Below are 17279 nucleotides of genomic sequence, written 5' to 3'. Positions count from 1 at the left end.
ATAGCCCCAAAAAAAGGAGGTAAATTGCCCAAAAAACTGTATTTTGCTTAACTTTATCTATTTAATGTTTTGCTTAGGTTAAGTATCCTGATTCCTCACCCAGGTAGTTAATTAGCTTTACGTGATACAGGGGGAGCTGGAAGTGCAAATTCAGCCTTAGGAATAGGGCTAGACATTATAGTAGAACTAGGGGCAGCAAGAGGATTAGAAACAGGAGGTTTAGTTTGGGACGTAACTGCTGTTTGTGGGGGAGGATTTGATGGAGTAACTGACTGTTTTCTTGTCTGAGTTGGATCTACTTGTTGAGAACGAGTGTAGACGCGTCGATGGCGAGTTACGGCTTGTTTTTTCTGACGGGTACTGAACATAGATCTTGAACGCGATGATCCAGACCGTGTAGCCACTGCATATGATTTTTTTTGCGGACTGATGGGTTCTGCTTTAATGGTTGGTTTACGTCCTTTGATATTGGGAACAAGCGGAAAAGACTCAATGGGGGTACCCTTGACAGCTTCCTCCATAAATTCTTTCCAAATAGCCGCAGCCGTGGTACTTGATCCCCTGGTGGGACGGTTATTATCGTTCCCTAACCATACCCCCGCTGTTAACTGGGGAATATAGCCAATAAACCATAAATCCCTGGCTTTATCAGAGGTTCCTGTTTTTCCTGCTACCGGTCGCTTTCCTAATTGAGCAGAGGTTCCGGTTCCCCCAGTCACTACCCCCTGTAGCATAGAAGTCATAATGGCAGTGGTATCGAAGTCGATCACTTCTTTAGAAGGAAATGTAGCTTGATATAGAATCTGCCCGTGGCGATCAAGAACGCGATCAATGCCGTGGGCGCGTTGATGAATACCGAAGTTGGCTAACGTTCCATAAGCACTGGTTAATTCAAGTAAATTAACTTCCCATGCTCCCAATGCTAAAGAATAGGTCGGTTTTAACTCCGATTCAATACCCATTTTTTTTGCAACTTCAATGATGGGGTGCCATCCCACTTTCACCAATGTTTGAACCGCTACTACGTTTAATGAAGAGGCGAGGGCTTTGCGGATGGAAACGGGAACGCCGCTATAGCGATCACCATAATTTTCTGGTCTATAACCATCTACCACGTAGGGAGAGTTTTGGAAAGTTTGTTCAGGCGAAAGTCCGGCAGCGATCGCGGTAGCATAAACAAAAGTTTTAAAGGTAGACCCTGGTTGACGTTGAGCTTGAGTCACCCGATTATATTGATGATTTTTGTAGTCTTTTCCCCCAACCATCGCTTTAATTTGTCCGTTACGCGGATCAATCGCCGTCAATGCTGCTTGTTTAAACCCTTGCCATCGACCATATTCTATCACGGCCTTTTCAATAACGGCTTCGGCAGCTTCTTGCCATTGATTATTGAGGGTGGTTTCTACCACAATTCCCCCCTGTTGCAACACCTCTTTAGAGAGATATTTCGGCAGTTGAAGTTGAATATAATCTGTAAAATAAGGAGCTTTTCCTTGTAGCCGTTTGGGTTTACTAGGTTTTAGGACAATAGGGTCAGCAATTGCTTCTTTTACTTGAGAAGCACTAATAAAGCCTTTAATTTTCATTCTTTGTAGTACGAGATTTCGGCGTTCGATAGTGGCTGCCTTATTCTGGATGGGAGAATAAACACTGGGAGCGGGTACAATTCCCGCTAGGGTCGCCGCTTCAGCTACAGTTAGTTGATCGATAGGTTTACTAAAATAGACCCAAGCTGCATCGGCAACCCCATAGGCTCCCGATCCTAGATAAACTAAATTAAGATAACGTTCTAAGATCTGGTCTTTAGTCAATTTTATTTCTATTTTCTGAGCCAAGCGCATTTCCTTGATTTTTCGGATTATATTAATTTCCTGGTTTAAGAAAACAATGCGTGCTAGTTGTTGGGTGATTGTGCTTCCCCCTTCCACTACTTCTCCTGCCAATAAGTTAGAAAAAGCTGCACGAACAACTCCATGTATATCAACCCCTCGATGGTTCTTAAAGCGATGATCTTCACTAGCAATAAATGCTTGAATAACGAGGTCAGGAATCTGCCAAATTTTTAGTTTTTCATGGGTAACTGGCCCTACTTCTTTAAGAACAGTTCCATCAGACGATTTAATGATTAAGGTTTTAGGAGGAGCATAGGTGAGGACTTCTTCAACTGGTTCCGTGATGCTACTTTCAAGTTGATAGATGCCATATCCTAGGGCAATCATACCACCAATGGCTCCTAGTCTTATTCCAAACAACAGAAAAAATTTTGGGTTATAGCTTATGGAGATAATTCGTTTAACAGAATTAATAGAGGTTTGCGACACATCTTTACATAAGCTAACCAGTTGAGGCAAAGTCTTAGAAATTTTTACTGAGAAACTGATTTCAGGTTGATTTTTATCTTGGCAAGACTCGATGTCATCAGAGTTATTACCTAGATTTTTATTTTTTCCTTCAAAGTTTTCTGATTTTGAGTGCAGAATTTTATCTATTGTCTCCCTAAACTTTGACCCTAACTGATTAAACACGCCTACTCCTCACCAAATCTTAATAACGGGTGTGATCTATCTAAATAATACATAATTTTTTGCTTAATGGATAAGTTATTATAATTCATTTCAATCTATCGAGTTTTATTATATTTTTATTTTTCATTTATTAAATCATATTAATTTAATTTACATATGATTGTTTCAGCTCTTCCAAAATTACTGTAACAACAATTTTAGTAAATCAAAGCTAAAAGTATTACCCTTTTAAGTTCTTAATAAAACAATACTTATTTTTATAAAAATCAAGGCTTTAGACTCGTAGAATATTTAAATAATAAAAATATTTAAATTTATTAGCTACCAATTTATAAAAACCAGTATAGAAGGTCCATTATTTTTATCGCTCTATCAAAATTAATCTTAAACAGTAAAATTTATTAGCGGAAACCTTAAAAATATTTCCGATTTTTTTCAAAAATAATCAAGATTAAGGCAGTTATTTTATTGCTATCCTTACTCTAAAAATGGATAGTATTATTGAACTATTATTTTAATTCGGCTTGTATTTTACGATTACAATTTTTAGTACATGATTTATACTTGATTAACGATTATATTTATGATTTAATTTATATTTTTATTGCATAATATTTTATTAAAAATATAAATTTATAGACTATTTTTCTAGATTTTAAATAAAAATTTCATTATTTATTGCTAAGTTAGCAAGGGGTAAATAACTATGCAATTAAATTTTAATTATCATTTATTTTTCTGTATTTATTAAGTATAAAAAATATCTCCTAAAAGAACCATTATCCTAAATATAAAGGGTTTCATATACTCGTAATCAGGCTTTATATCTTTTTAAAATTAAAATAGAAATGGCATAAAAAATATGGTAATTAAAACAATATTTATATTCATATAAATTAATTTAAAAATATTAATTATATTAAATATATATTGCAAGTAATAAAATTTAAGTTGAACTAATAAAGCCTTCTTGACAAAATTATAAAAAGCGTTAGTTTATTATGGATATATATTCTAAAAATCATCTTTTTAAAAAGTAATATATGTGAACTTCAGGCAAGCATAAATTGTTATCATACAGATAAACTTTTCTATTCCTGATTCATAAGCAGCGTGAATTAACTGAGTTCTCATTATAAAATTATCGTCATATAATTCGGCGGGGGATTCTCGATTTAAGCCAATTCCTCCCACATGGGCAGCCAAATAAATAATAACAATATCGGATTTATTAGCTACATGTTAACAATTTTTCAGAACCTGTAAGTCGGGGATTCATGGTTGAACAAAATCCCATGACAAGCAAATAAATTGTAAGATTCTCAATAATTTACCGTTTGTCAATGAGCGTTAACTTTGGTACATGCGTAGGGACTACAAGGATAAAAGGGGATAGTTTCTTTTTGGGTAATCTCTTGAACCTTCCCAAACATTTCTGATGATCCTGCTTGATAAAAGCGTACTTCAATTCCTGTGCAGTGTGAGTAGTCTCAAATGGCTTCTAGAAATCGAAAAGTTCCGATTTCCACTCAGTCTACAGTATATTCTGGAGAATTAAAACTGACCATAACGTGAGATTATGCTCCTAAATTATAAATCTCAACAAGTTTTACTTATTCTAAAATTCAACAGAAGGTGACACTAGCAGTTAAATCTCTATAATGGAGGAATGAGCTACCAGATTAGTATTAAACGTTAAAATTTGTCGAATAATCCCGTCAACTTTGTATCTCTGTTTTAATAAAAATTTACTTAGATAAGAGCCATCTTAGCCAGTGATGCCTATAATTAGGGCACGTTCAGATTGAGTTATAGGTAAATAGTTGTATATCTTTTAAGTTCAAAATTAAGTCGTTATCAATTATACGCATCGTTTTAATTTTTATCTTTTTAATTTTAAAACTTACGTTTAGCATAATAAAAAATTACGAACTATAGACTTCTTGGTTTTTCAAAACCTAAAACTTCCATAAAATAAAAACTAGTTAATCTTCCCCAAGAGATACTAAAATATACCCGGTTACTTTAATTAATAAATAGTTCTGAACCTCATAGATTTTTAAATAAAAAATAGGATTCAGTCTAATTATTTTAGAAGTCTATTACGAGGGATAGTTTTGGATTTTACCACAAGAAGTCCGGGAAACTATGGAGTATAATTATGACATATAGTTATAGTACCTTATGAAGAGATGGCATGCGAACTGAAACCGACAGTATAGGAGCTATTGATGTCCCAGATGACTGCTACTGGGGAGCGCAAACTCAGCGCTCACTCCATTATTTTGCTATTGGTAATGATATCATGCCTCCAGAAATGATTAGGGCTTTTGGTATTTTAAAAAAGGCGGCGGCTAAAGTTAATTATGACTTAGGAAAATTGCCCTCTGAGAAAGTTGTATTAATTACACAAGCCGCAGATGAAGTCATTGCGGGAGATCTTTGTTCTCACTTTCCTTTGAGTATTTGGCAAACAGGAAGTGGCACGCAAACCAACATGAATGCAAATGAAGTAATCGCAAACCGAGGGATTGAATTAGCGGGAGGTGTTTTAGGGAGTAAAGACCCTATTCATCCCAATGATCATGTTAATATGTCTCAGTCTTCTAATGATACTTTTCCTACGGCGATGCACATTGCTACGGTAGAAAAAATTCAGTATAATTTATTGCCAATGGTGATGAAATTACGGGATGCTTTAGCAATAAAAGAAAAAAAATTTCATGACATTATAAAAATTGGTAGAACCCATCTTATGGATGCGGTTCCTTTAAGTTTAGGACAGGAATTTTCAGGCTATATTTCTCAACTTGATAAAAATATTGATCGCCTTCAACGAATTTTACCTGACCTCTATGAATTAGCAATTGGGGGAACGGCAGTTGGGACTGGGTTGAATACTCACCCAGATTTTGCCCAACGGGTAGCGGATGAAATCGCTCAGTTAACCAATTTACCTTTTGTTTCCTCTCCTAATAAATTTGCCGCTTTAGCCGCCCATGATGCTATAGTGATGACTAGTGGAACCATTAAAACCTTAGCAGGTTCCCTGATGAAAATTGCGAATGATATTCGCTGGTTAGCATCGGGTCCTCGTTGTGGTTTAGGAGAATTAATATTGCCGGAAAATGAACCGGGGTCTTCAATTATGCCAGGGAAAGTTAACCCCACGCAATGTGAAGCAATGACCATGGTTTGTGTACAAGTAATAGGTAATGATTCAGCTATAGGAATAGCAGGAAGTCAGGGAAATTTTGAACTAAATGTTTTTAAACCTATATTGATTTTTAATATTCTAAATTCTATTCGATTATTAGCCGATGCTTGTTCCTCTTTTACAGACCATTTAGTTTTAGGTATTGAACCTAACAGGGAAAAAATTGAAGATTATTTAAACAACTCTCTAATGTTAGTAACTTCGCTAAATCCTCATATTGGTTATGATAATGCAGCAAAAGTCGCAAAGAAAGCTTATGTTGAACAGATAACTTTAAAGGAAGCCTGTGTTAGTTTGGGTTTTCTGTCTGCTGAAGAATTTGATTTTTTCGTTAGTCCTGAAGAGATGGCTTATCCTCTGCAGGATAAACCATAAACTATTATGTCTATTCTATGTCTGAATCTAAAAGTCTCAATAAGGTCCAAGAAATAATCTCTAATACCTGCTCAAAAAATTGTGAAATCAGGTAACGGATCTTAATTCTTGAAGAAGCGATTCAATAAAACTTATTTAAATTAAGCTGTGTAAGCTTCAATAAAGTAGTCCTACATAGAATAAACGACACTCTGTCAAGAACTATTCGGCTGTTAAGTGGACTGTTAACTCATACTAATAGAACCGAAGAATACCCTAGCAGAAGAAACTCAAACAAATCTCAAAATTCATAGAGATATTGATTGGCTGGCGTAAATTTAACACTAATTTTAACCTATTGAATAGGGTTTAGACTATTTTATTTAGTGTTTAGTTAGTTAACTTTCTTGGTTTTATGAGTTCAACTTATATTTATTTTAAACATTCTCTCGACTCATTTATTTTCTTTGATTTTTTATTTCTTGCTATTTGTTCTCTTTGGAAGATATGTAAAACTAGTCTATATATTCCTATAGTTTATATTATTGATTAGACTAATTTTTCTAGAAATTGCACTTTATAATAATTTCACCTAGTCTGCAATTTCTTTAACTTTCGATCCTCTTAGGTTTAATGGGTTTAAATATAATATTTCTGCTATTGTTCTTGTTCTGAAGTAAATTTTCGGATCGCTAGTCAACTTTGATAGTTTTTGTTATTCTAACTCTACTAGCTGAATCTTTAGGTAAGCTGGAATATAGTAATCGTTCTTTTTATTACTTTTTTATTTTAAATTTATTTAAGTTTATCTCCTTGACTCAAATAAAATCTTTTTCTACCCCGACTTTAAACACATCAGTTCATCATATACGATATTGTTCTTCGAGAAATTAAATTAATTTAAGAGAAAAAGCCCATTATTATTTTCATAGAAAATTTAGCTTTATTGAAAAAATATTAAACTTTTAAGGAAATACTACATATTTTTGTCTAAGCTAATACTTCAATTGAGTCGATTAAAGTATTTATACTTGTATTTTCTTTATAATTGGAATTTACGTTGGAAGCAGAAGAGAAGGGTTACAATACATTCGATTTATCCCCTACTATCTATCCCCTTCTTTTCCCTCTGCCTAAAAAATGTATCTCAAAACCTTACGTTTACATAATTTTCGGAATTATTTTGAACAATCAGTTAAATTTGATCGGCAAAAAACTATTTTGTTAGGAAATAATGCCCAAGGAAAGTCCAATATCCTTGAAGCAGTGGAATTATTAGCTACTCTCAAAAGTCATCGAACAAACCGCGATCATGATTTAATTTTTGAAGGAAAGAAGATAGGGAAAATTTTGGGTAATGTTGAACGAACCTACGGGAAATCAGACCTCAGCATTATCCTGCGTTCCCCAGGAAGACGAACTTTAACTCTGAACCAGGAAAATATACGCCGCCATCTGGAATTTTTGGGAAGTCTTAACGCGGTAGGGTTTTCGTCCTTAGACTTAGACCTAGTTAGGGGTTCACCTGATACTCGTCGAAGTTGGCTAGATACTCTATTAGTTCAACTAGAACCGGTTTATACTTACATATTACACGAATACTATCAGGTTTTACGTCAACGTAATGCCCTACTAAAAAAATTACGAAAAAAAGTCGCTGAACAAGCAACATCTGCTGATTTAGAGTTCCAGATATCTCAATTGCACCTTTGGGATCGGCAGTTAGTAGAGACTGGTTCACGGGTAACAAGGCGAAGGGCTAGAGTAGTAGAAAGATTAACCTCTTTAGCTCAAACTTGGCATAAAAATATTAGTGGAGGACAAGAAATCTTAGAAATTACCTATCTACCTAATATTTTCTGTGATTCAGATGATCCAACTCAAGTGAAAGAAGCATTTCTTGATAAGATGGAACAGTGTCGCATTGCAGAACAACAATTAGGGACAAGCTTAGTAGGACCTCATCGAGATGATGTGAAATTTACAATTAACAAAACTCCTGCTAAATCTTCTGGCTCCCAAGGACAACAACGGACTCTTGTATTATCCTTAAAACTGTCAGAGCTCCAATTGATTGAAAAGGTGATAGGAGAACCGCCATTATTATTACTCGATGATGTATTAGCTGAACTTGATCCCAATCGCCAAAACCAACTATTAGAAGCAATTCAAGGACGATGTCAAACTTTAATTACGACTACTCATTTACATTCTTTTGATACTCAATGGTTACAATCCTCCCAAATTCTTAAGGTACAAGCTGGTAAAATTAATCTTTGTTAAAGGCTAATTTAGTAATCTTTTTAAGAAAATTAAATTATTAATAGATGGTATCAAATTCCTTAAATTATGTTGAATATAACTCTCTTGTATATCTTACCGTTTTCACACTCCTCGACTTCTCCACCTCTTCTTCTATTAAGATTTGTAAGATTTAATCTGTTTACCCTATTTCCAGTATGACAGCCTGATATATATAGTAAGGATATAGATAGGTCACATCAGCTTGACTGAGGAATACGCTCTACATTAACGATTAGCCTGCGGCTGCTTTTATTTAGGAGAAGTAATATGAAAAATCAAATGGTTTACGAAATTGCCGCATTGATACTTGTTTTAGGAGCTTCTTGGGTTAACTATTGGCAATTACGTCGTAGTAGCAGGAAACGGGAATTAGAATTCGTTGACAAACAGAAACAGATCAACCAAGAGAAAGAAACTCTACATGAGGAGCTAACTCGTGTTGTTGTGTCTAATAAAACGTTAACTCATGATCAAGAGCAAATCCAGCATCAACTTGATGAAGTCTCTTATCAACTTACTAATCTCAGAGAGACTGTAAATAAAATAGAATTCGATAAGAGTAATTTAGCTAATAATTTAGAGAAGAAACAGCAAGAAATAACCACTTTAACCAAAGATTTAGATAAAAATAAAGAAAAACTTATATCCTTGGAAAAGGACATCAAAGAATCAGAAAGATTAAAATGCCAATTAGAAATTAAGCAACAAGAGCAAGTTTCTTCCCTTCAACAGCAACTTGGGAGTTTACGTCGAGAAAAGGAGCACACAGTCAATACATTACAAAAAGAATTAGAGAAAATTGCTACTTTACAACAAAGAATAGATAGTTTAACTCAAGAAAAGAAAAAATTTGAAGAGATTCTCGAGCAAGGAAATCAACGAGTAGTGTCTTTAGAAAAACAACTTCAGGTATCAGCGAAAGAAAAAGAAGCTTTAGAAGCTACACTACAACAAAAAATAGAGAGTTTAACTCAAGAGAAAAAAAATTGTGAAGAAACTATAACGAAAGAACGTAAACAGCTGTCTAATTTACAAGAGCAAGCAAAAGAAAAAGAAGCTTTAGAAGCTACACTACAACAAAAAATAGAGAGTTTAACTCAAGAGAAAAAAAATTGTGAAGAAACTATAACGAAAGAACGTGAACAACTGTCTAATTTACAAGAAAAAATCAAAGAGTTAGAAACGCAACAATCGAGCAGTAAAGATAGTGTTTCTCAACCTTATGAGATTAGATCTCAACCACAATTTATATTAGAAGATACTCAGGAAGTCAAGGAAAAATTAGCTATAGGAAATACACAAGAAAATAAAAAAAGCTTAAAACCAGAGAGTTTATTTGAGGGAAAAAAATAGTTTTATTAGGAAGTTTATCCCAAATGAATCGAGATGAGGCTAAGTCGTATATTCAACAAGCAGGAGGAACTTTAAGCAGCTCTCTTAGTTTTAAAACACATTATATTGTCGTGGGAGAAACTCCTGGTGATAAACTAAAAAAAGCTCAAAAATTTGGTATTTGTCAACTCTCAGAAACTGAATTTATCGAACTACTTGAATCTGCTGGAGTTGATGTTGATGTTAACTCTAAATAGTTATACTTATCTAAGTGATATTATTGTCTATCTTAATTAAATCCCTAGATAAAATATTCACATCTCAAGCAGCAATTTTCGCAAGTGCTGCTTTCACGTGGTGGGGGTGATCGTCAATAGGCGATTTTTAATAAAAATGACAAAATCGTTAATTCTATTAGCTGAACTTTCAAGTAAGCTGGCATTTAATCATTGTTATTTTTTAACTACTTTTCTATTATAGACTTTTTTAGTTGGGCATATCCCAATCAATTCAACCATTTATATGGTGTTAATTTTAATACAAAGTTTACAGGTGAATCAGTTTTTATAGATTATGAGATATTATTGTAATTATTGGTAGTTGAAATACTTAACATACATGCTTAATTTCTCCTGAAAAACCTTTAAGCGGTTGCCTTTTTTCTTCTTTTGTCAGTCCTTTACTTTGTAACAATACTCCAAATCCTCCTAACCCCATGGGATCAATTAGTTGGTGAAGGCTATCCCGACGTTTAATCACGTCAAGAAAATCATACTTGCCTGTGGACAATTCCAACAGGCGACTGCCCAATCCTAATCCCATTAAAAATAATCCTTGTTGAGTAAATTTTATAGTTTCTAAATTCAATAATTTTCCTTGTTTTTCCAGAGCAGTAAAGTTAACATGAGATGTTATATCTTGCTGTCCAATGTTAATATAAGGATTATCATGATGACGGTGTTTGTAATAACATTTTAACGTTCCTTTATGGCGTTGAGGGTGATAATATTTACTAGCTACATGTCCATAATCTATTGTTAGCAGATAACCCCGTTTTAACTTACTACATATCTTTTTTAACCAATCTAAAGCCTTCAAATTAACTTCTGTACGGTAGTTTTCAGGATATTGATTGGCATTTAAGTTTATATTAATTAATTTAAAATAATTAATAATTTTGGTGGTTGACAATTCTGAGATGACTTCTTTGATTTTTCCTTCCGACTGCGTTACATATATTTCTGTTATTTTTTTATTCTTAGTAGTTATTATATGAACTGGAAAAGCATCAATTAATTCATTGCTAAAAATACAACCAGTTAAAGACAAGTCTTCAATTTCATCCCACGATTTCCAAATAACTTTATTTTTCTTGCCAGTTATACTAATAATACTTTCTTGCTTTTCAATTAATCTTTGTGCTTCTTCAACAATAATATAGTGGGTTACTTCATAGAAATCTGGATAATTATCATGTAAATACTTTAAAATATCAGCAGCACACCAACCACTTCCCGCACCTACTTCCACTAAATTAAAAGCTTTGGGAGAGCCTAACAATTTCCACATTTCCAAAAACTGCTCAGCTAGCAATTCTCCAAAATATGATCCCAAAGAAGAGGCTGTAAAAAAATCTCCCTGAGTTCCAATTTTTGCTCGTCCAGAAGAATAATATCCTCCTTGAGGGTAATAAAGGGCTAGACTCATATAGTCAGCAAAAGTGATTTTTTGCTGGGGGGATTGTTCAATAGCTTCAATAATAAATTGCATAATCTTCAGAAAAAATACACTAAGATTATTAGGTAACTTAGGTACACTAAGCTAGTCTAGCATACTAGAAATATTAACTATTGAATGCCTGTCAAATTTACTCAATCCGTTTACGATTAACTCTTAAATAAGTCTTCCCGAAGGATAAACTAATCGCACATTAATCACCCCTTTAAGTTTATTGACAAAAAATTCTATATCATCAATGAACCTCATCTAACAACCAGTAAATTAAGCATAGAGATAACTATTAGCTTCTTTGACAATTTGAGCGTGTTCTTGATTTTTAATAATCTCTTGACGAGTAGCCATTGCTGACGATATTCTACACTGATGAGTGATGGAATCAATGATAATGTCCGAAGTTAGAACTTTAAGAACTGATACAGTTGGGACTACTTAGATAAACCGTCAGTCTTTGCTCGCTTACACCCAAATTATCAGGTTGTTTTCTGGCAAAATGGTTACAGTATCAGAGGCAACTACTCAAACAGTGATCCTAAGAAACAAGCTCCTAACAGAACAACAATTATGAGTAGAACTGGATTTATCCTTCTTGATAATTCAGCGGTTGTAGAGGTAACCAAATTATTCTATAAGTTTGTCCCATTTACTTGGATTGACTTAACCTTTAAGAAAGGGACAATTGAAGAGAATAATTTTTAAAAAACCCTAGTTATTAATTCCATCAAACACAAGGAGATTTGTGATGTTTATCGACGAATTACAGCCTATTTTTCAAGAATTTTTACAGCATCCATTAGCATTTACTGGGGGGTTTATATCTGGAAGTCTAAAACTAGAATTATCCGAAGATCCCTTAAAAACCTGGTTAAAAAAACAAGGATTGACAGATTTTACCCATGCAGATAGCACTTCCGTTATTGGAAGTGGTCCCCAATCAATTTCCATCGATTAACTTCTATAGAATCAGCAAGGCTACATTGAGAGACTTGCTGATACATGATCTAAAGAAAAAATGGTCAACTTGGAAAATTTTGATTATGTTCTTCAGAGAATATTGAAATTGGACTACTCTAATTAATTCGTATTGACCCTTATTTGAATTCAATTAGTCAAAGCCCAAAAACATGATGTAGATGAGGTTTCATGAACTACTGTATTAAAATTAGTCAATAGGACTTCACTTTAATGTAAAAACCGGTGTTAACCTTTAGGAATTTATTTGAGACAAAAAAATTTTTGGGGTAGCCTTTGGGTCTGCCGATTTATTTGTTTCAGTAATTTCCATTTATGTAGTAAAGCAATTGTGTCCTGATACAGACAATCCCAATGTTTTCAAAATGGCTAAGCAATTATTTGAGCGCAAAGCCTAAACATAAAGGCGAAACATTAAGTAAAGTGGATGTACATCAACGTACAGATAACCGCAGCTAGTTTTGGACAAAGTGTTATTTATGGAACGACCCAAAGAACGTGAAAGCTTTAACTATGGCTTAGAAACATCAACAGGAATTAACTCCACTAAGAAGAGGCACAATTAATTGTCTTGTGCGGATTTTTGGCAAGCTAATTCAAGTTAGGTAAATATTAGGAAATGTGAATCTTAGGGAAGCCCATTTCAGTTATGTTAATTTAACGGAAGCGAATTTACGTGAAGCCAACCTTGCAAAGGCTTAGGTAATATATGCGGTTATAATCTCACGTTTGCTCGAATTAATTAGACTAGACTCGAAACTACTAAGAACTAACTTACAAACCATGACGTCTGTATAGTGAACGTGGATTTCAGTAGAGACCAGAGCCTATTGGTATAGAAAATTTCAGATTAAACATTTAATAACTACTGTAAATCAAAGTTATGCTTCATTACCTAATTTTTTAAGCATAACATTTTGGTTAAATTGCGAGATATTTAAAGGTAACAAGCTATAATGAAGTTCCGTTTAAGTTCCTGTTTGGAGGTAATCCCAAACAGAGATTTTCGTTTATAGTTTTATACTATTTTAATTATAAATTACAATGTCTCCCAATCAGCCCTCAAAAGCATCCAAATCCACTTCTACTTTAGAAGAAATTCGCACAACACGTCTTGAGAAAGTTGAGCAGTTAAAACGATTAAATTTAGTTCCCTACGCTTATAAATGGAAATCTACTAATACTGCGGCTGATTTACAGGATAAATATATTGATCTTAAAGATGGGGAAGAAATTGACCTAGAAGTGGCTATCGCAGGGAGAATTATTGCCCGTCGGGTATTTGGAAAACTAGCTTTTTTTAAGTTACAAGATGAAACAGGAACTATTCAATTATACTTAGATAAGGAGCATATTCAATCCTCTATGGGTGATTTTCCTGATGCGTTTAATAACCTCAAAAAGTTAACAGATACTGGTGATATTTTAGGGGTAACAGGAAATTTAAAAAGAACTGAAAAGGGAGAACTATCTATTAATGTTAGTACTTATACAATTTTGACAAAATCCCTGTTACCTTTGCCCGATAAATGGCATGGATTAACAGATACAGAAAAACGCTATCGTCAACGCTATATTGATTTGATTATTAATCCCCAGGTAAGACAGACTTTTCGCCGTCGTGCCCAAATTACCGCTTCGATTCGTCGCTATTTAGATAAAAAAGGATTTATTGAAATAGAAACTCCTGTGTTACAAGGAGAAGCAGGGGGGGCGGAAGCTCGTCCTTTTGTCACTTATCATAATACCTTGGAGATGGATTTATACCTGAGAATTGCTACTGAATTACACCTCAAAAGGTTGATTATAGGAGGGTTTGAAAAGGTTTTTGAATTAGGAAGAATTTTCCGCAATGAAGGGATTTCAACTAAACATAATCCTGAATTTACTTCCATTGAAGTGTATCAAGCTTATGCTGACTACTTCGATATGATGGAACTAACTGTAAATCTTATTACCGCCGCAGCACAAGATACTTTAGGAACTTTAAAAATTAGCTACCAAGGGGAAGAAATCGACTTATCTACTCCGTGGAGAAGAGTAACAATGCATGAAATTGTTAAGGAAAAAAGCGGTCTAGATTTTAATCAATTTACAACTTTTGAAGAAGCTAAAAAAGCTGTTAAAAAAGCTGGAATTGAAGTTTCTGATAATTGTCTTTCTTTAGGCAAATTACTCAATGAAGCCTTTGAGCAAACCGTGGAAGAAACCCTGACTCAACCCACTTTTGTTCTGGATTTTCCAGTAGAAATTTCTCCTTTGGCTAAGCCTCATCGATCTCAGAAAGGGTTAGTAGAACGGTTTGAACTTTATATTGTGGGACGAGAATTAGCTAATAGTTTTTCTGAACTAACTGATCCCATTGATCAAAGACAAAGATTAGAAGAACAAGCCGCCCAAAAGGCCACAGGAAACTTAGAAGCGCAAGGAGTTGATGAAGATTTCTTGACTGCTTTAGAATACGGAATGCCCCCCACAGGTGGATTAGGAATTGGCATAGATCGCTTAGTAATGCTATTAACTGATTCAGTCAGTATTCGCGATGTAGTTGCTTTTCCTCTTTTAAAAAATCAGAGTGTTGTAGTTAGTTAAATCTTGTGAATATAATGCTGAAAGAAGAATTGAAAGTTGAATTTACTAAGAGAAGTATCTATCAATAACACTTTGTCCATAAATCTCCTTGCTAAGAATTAGAAAAAATTAAAAATGACAATCCTTTAGTTGTCAAAATTATTATTGAATTCGGAGCTAATAGAGATGTCTAAAATACTTAAATTAGGTCAATTTAAGTTGATTGTTATTAGTGGGACTTAAGCATTGATGGATGAACTTAAATATAATTTGTACGGAGATATAAAGCGAGCGCTAAAACTTGTTTTTTTTTATAAAATCAACTTCCCTAGCTTAAATCTTTTTTTTAAAGCGTTTGTTCTATAGTTAAGATAAGATAATCTTATGTGATCATATATCCATCTTTTTCGAGTGTGCGGCGTAGGGAGAAATGTGAATCATCTCGTACAGACATTAAAAAAGCTTGTTCCAATACTAAGATGACCTAAATTTCTACCTAAATCTCTAAATACTTACTTTCTATATTGCCATATCTTTAAATTTTATTAAATATTTATGATCGCTTTTGCTTTGGAAGATATTTTTTTGTTAAATGACTGTATTAATTTTTACCAAAAAGTTTATGTTCTTAATCTGTAACATTTATCTATCCCCCACTAGGCTAATCCGATTTGGGGGTTTATTATTAGGGTTGAATGTTTACTATTAAGGGTAAAGATGAGACAACCACTCAAGAGTATAACAATAACCCAACCACAACTGACGAGAAACTCGGATAATGTCCATCTATTTTCCAAACAAAAGCCCCCATCACAATCCATGGAAGACTGGAAACAAGTAGAATCACTCTTGGACAAAAGAATTTACACAAACAACACATTTATTCGTGATTTTGTGAGTTATCTGAGTTTGTCTACTCTTTTTATCTTATTGGGACTTTTAGTCGGTATTATTGGCTATCATTGGACTGCCCATTTAAGTTGGATCGATGCTATGGTGGAAGCGTCTATGATTCTCAGTGGAATGGGTCCTGTTAGTCCACTATTAACTAATAGTGCCAAGTTTTTTGCGTCACTTTATGCACTGTTTAGCGGGTTAATTTTTGTTTTAGCGATGGGGGTTGTTCTCTCTCCTCTTGTGTACAGTTTACTTAAAAAATTGCGTTTGGATAAGCCTGATTAGAGTTTTATTTTTAGTAATTCTTCATATCGTGTTTCCACTTGAGAAATTAATTCGTGTAAACTGGAATCATTTTCTAGCCTCTCCCACACTTGTAAGATATAGTTATCGGAAACTTCTTCTAAAGAATAGTCACTTGGAGGAAGAAGGCTTAAGTATTGTTCTAATAATTGAATAGTTTCTTCTAACCATTTCCCTTTATTTTCTTGTTTTGATTGAGTGTAAACTGTTGTGCCTTTCTCCAAGGCCTGTTTAATACGAGTTAATTTATTTTTTTCCTGTTGAATCATCCATTGCTGCATCTCAGGAGGATATTGATCGAATTTTTCTTTAATTTTCATACAATCAAAAGAGTGTTGGCCATATCTCAAAAATACATTGTGCCTTCTTATGTCCTTTTGTAGATAACTTGATTATGCAATCACCTATCATTATTAATTCCTTAAATGTTAAATGCTTTTCTTCCAAAACTCAACATTTAAGCATTTTCGGTTTATAAATTTATCAATGGATAGACAGGCGAAATAAAAGCCTATGCCAAAACTGTTTTATTCTTGCCCCACTGCAATCTCGTTGCCCATCGTTTAGGAATCCCTACTACGAGTACCATGTTATCTGGTCATATTGAAACCCCGCAACAACAAATACAACATTTAATTCATTTAAGAAACCTTCCAAAAATAGCTATTGAAAAGAGTTATCCTGCTAGAATTACAGAGTTTGTTTTATTACCTTTTGTTGGAAAAGAAGCCCCTCAACCTCTGAAAAAAAGAGTGAGGAGAGATCAACCTATATTGAAAGATAATTTATTGTTAACAGCAGTGGCAAGAATTATGTTAGGAAACTGTATCTTTAACCATCAACCCAGTTGGGTTAAATTGGAGCTAAATAAGACGATCCAATCTATCCACCGTCCCTATCGACCGACAAAGAGATACTATATACTCAGACTCTTTATCAATCCCTAATGGGAATGAATAGTGATTGAAATTGCGGAGATTCAGAGGACCTATAGTATAGGGGTTCTAATGTTAAATTACGCCCCTTCCACATTCCTGGAGCGCAATCTTTATAGTGTACACTGGTTC

General features: G+C 34.0%; 11 protein-coding genes and 3 pseudogenes. 9 read left to right on the top strand and 5 right to left on the bottom strand.

Annotated elements, in window-relative coordinates; all coding sequences use genetic code 11:
* Positions 1-107 precede the first annotated feature (107 nt).
* The 3 genes and pseudogenes from ETSB_RS05450 to ETSB_RS09310 form a co-directional block, all read right to left on the bottom strand.
* Entirely contained in the window at positions 108-2525 is a 2418-nt protein-coding gene (locus tag ETSB_RS05450) for a penicillin-binding protein 1A (protein WP_044106790.1), read from the bottom strand.
* Between the two features lie 1029 nt (positions 2526-3554).
* Entirely contained in the window at positions 3555-3731 is a 177-nt protein-coding gene (locus ETSB_RS10645) for an NAD-dependent epimerase/dehydratase family protein (RefSeq protein WP_408643714.1), read from the bottom strand.
* 119 nt (positions 3732-3850) lie between these two features.
* Positions 3851-4338 (bottom strand): annotated as a pseudogene (locus ETSB_RS09310) (GDP-mannose 4,6-dehydratase); the annotation flags it as partial.
* A 384-nt stretch (positions 4339-4722) separates the two neighbouring features.
* Between ETSB_RS09310 and fumC the strand changes: the two are divergent.
* From fumC to ETSB_RS05425, 4 genes are all read left to right on the top strand, one after another.
* Positions 4723-6117 (top strand): class II fumarate hydratase, encoded by a 1395-nt coding sequence (fumC, locus tag ETSB_RS05440; protein ID WP_044106788.1) that lies wholly within the window; start codon positions 4723-4725, stop codon positions 6115-6117.
* Between the two features lie 1119 nt (positions 6118-7236).
* The gene (recF, locus tag ETSB_RS05435) at positions 7237-8379 is read left to right on the top strand and encodes a DNA replication/repair protein RecF (RefSeq protein ID WP_044106786.1); all 1143 of its coding nucleotides are present in this window, start codon (positions 7237-7239) and stop codon (positions 8377-8379) included.
* A gap of 288 nt (positions 8380-8667) precedes the next feature.
* Positions 8668-9753 carry a coiled-coil domain-containing protein gene (locus ETSB_RS05430; RefSeq protein WP_044106784.1) on the top strand — a complete coding sequence of 362 codons (1086 nt, stop codon included), beginning with the start codon at positions 8668-8670 and terminating at the stop codon, positions 9751-9753.
* Entirely contained in the window at positions 9750-9989 is a 240-nt protein-coding gene (locus ETSB_RS05425) for a BRCT domain-containing protein (protein WP_269763997.1), read from the top strand. The genes ETSB_RS05430 and ETSB_RS05425 overlap by 4 nt, the downstream gene beginning before the upstream one ends.
* 352 nt (positions 9990-10341) lie before the next feature.
* Here the strand turns inward: ETSB_RS05425 and ETSB_RS05420 are convergent, their stop codons facing one another.
* Entirely contained in the window at positions 10342-11502 is a 1161-nt protein-coding gene (locus tag ETSB_RS05420; RefSeq protein ID WP_044106780.1) for a class I SAM-dependent methyltransferase, read from the bottom strand.
* A 709-nt stretch (positions 11503-12211) separates the two neighbouring features.
* On the opposite strand from ETSB_RS05420, the gene ETSB_RS05415 reads away from it, so the two are divergent.
* The 4 genes and pseudogenes from ETSB_RS05415 to ETSB_RS05405 all read left to right on the top strand — a co-directional run bounded on the left by ETSB_RS05415 (position 12212) and on the right by ETSB_RS05405 (position 16194).
* Complete coding sequence (locus tag ETSB_RS05415) at positions 12212-12421, top strand: hypothetical protein (protein ID WP_044106778.1); 210 nt, start codon at positions 12212-12214, stop codon at positions 12419-12421.
* 641 nt (positions 12422-13062) lie between these two features.
* The gene (locus ETSB_RS10910) at positions 13063-13143 is read left to right on the top strand and encodes a pentapeptide repeat-containing protein (protein ID WP_408643890.1); all 81 of its coding nucleotides are present in this window, start codon (positions 13063-13065) and stop codon (positions 13141-13143) included.
* 342 nt (positions 13144-13485) lie between these two features.
* A pseudogene (lysS, locus tag ETSB_RS05410) lies at positions 13486-15095 on the top strand (lysine--tRNA ligase); the annotation flags it as partial.
* A 634-nt stretch (positions 15096-15729) separates the two neighbouring features.
* Entirely contained in the window at positions 15730-16194 is a 465-nt protein-coding gene (locus tag ETSB_RS05405) for a two pore domain potassium channel family protein (protein ID WP_232509867.1), read from the top strand.
* On the opposite strand, the gene ETSB_RS05400 is transcribed toward ETSB_RS05405, so the two are convergent.
* Positions 16191-16532, bottom strand: a complete 342-nt coding sequence (locus tag ETSB_RS05400; RefSeq protein WP_044106773.1) for a hypothetical protein — start codon at positions 16530-16532, stop codon at positions 16191-16193. The two genes, ETSB_RS05405 and ETSB_RS05400, sit on opposite strands and share 4 nt — an antisense overlap.
* Positions 16533-16763: 231 nt before the next feature.
* Between ETSB_RS05400 and ETSB_RS05395 the strand changes: the two are divergent.
* A pseudogene (locus tag ETSB_RS05395) lies at positions 16764-17099 on the top strand (7,8-didemethyl-8-hydroxy-5-deazariboflavin synthase subunit CofH); the annotation flags it as partial.
* Positions 17100-17279: the final 180 nt, after the last annotated feature.

The sequence above is a fragment of the cyanobacterium endosymbiont of Epithemia turgida isolate EtSB Lake Yunoko genome, from assembly GCF_000829235.1.
Taxonomy (GTDB): Bacteria; Cyanobacteriota; Cyanobacteriia; order Cyanobacteriales; family Microcystaceae; genus Rippkaea.
The sequence above is the reverse complement of the archived record's forward strand: the minus strand, read 5'-3'. Positions and strand labels throughout refer to the sequence as shown.

Coding starts and splice junctions, on each gene's coding strand:
- fumC (WP_044106788.1), top strand. CDS start 4,723: ATGCGAACTGAAACCGACAGTATAGGAGCTATTGATGTCCCAGATGAC.
- recF (WP_044106786.1), top strand. CDS start 7,237: ATGTATCTCAAAACCTTACGTTTACATAATTTTCGGAATTATTTTGAA.
- ETSB_RS05430 (WP_044106784.1), top strand. CDS start 8,668: ATGAAAAATCAAATGGTTTACGAAATTGCCGCATTGATACTTGTTTTA.
- ETSB_RS05420 (WP_044106780.1), bottom strand. CDS start 11,502: ATGCAATTTATTATTGAAGCTATTGAACAATCCCCCCAGCAAAAAATC.
- ETSB_RS05415 (WP_044106778.1), top strand. CDS start 12,212: ATGTTTATCGACGAATTACAGCCTATTTTTCAAGAATTTTTACAGCAT.
- ETSB_RS05405 (WP_232509867.1), top strand. CDS start 15,730: ATGAGACAACCACTCAAGAGTATAACAATAACCCAACCACAACTGACG.
- ETSB_RS05400 (WP_044106773.1), bottom strand. CDS start 16,532: ATGAAAATTAAAGAAAAATTCGATCAATATCCTCCTGAGATGCAGCAA.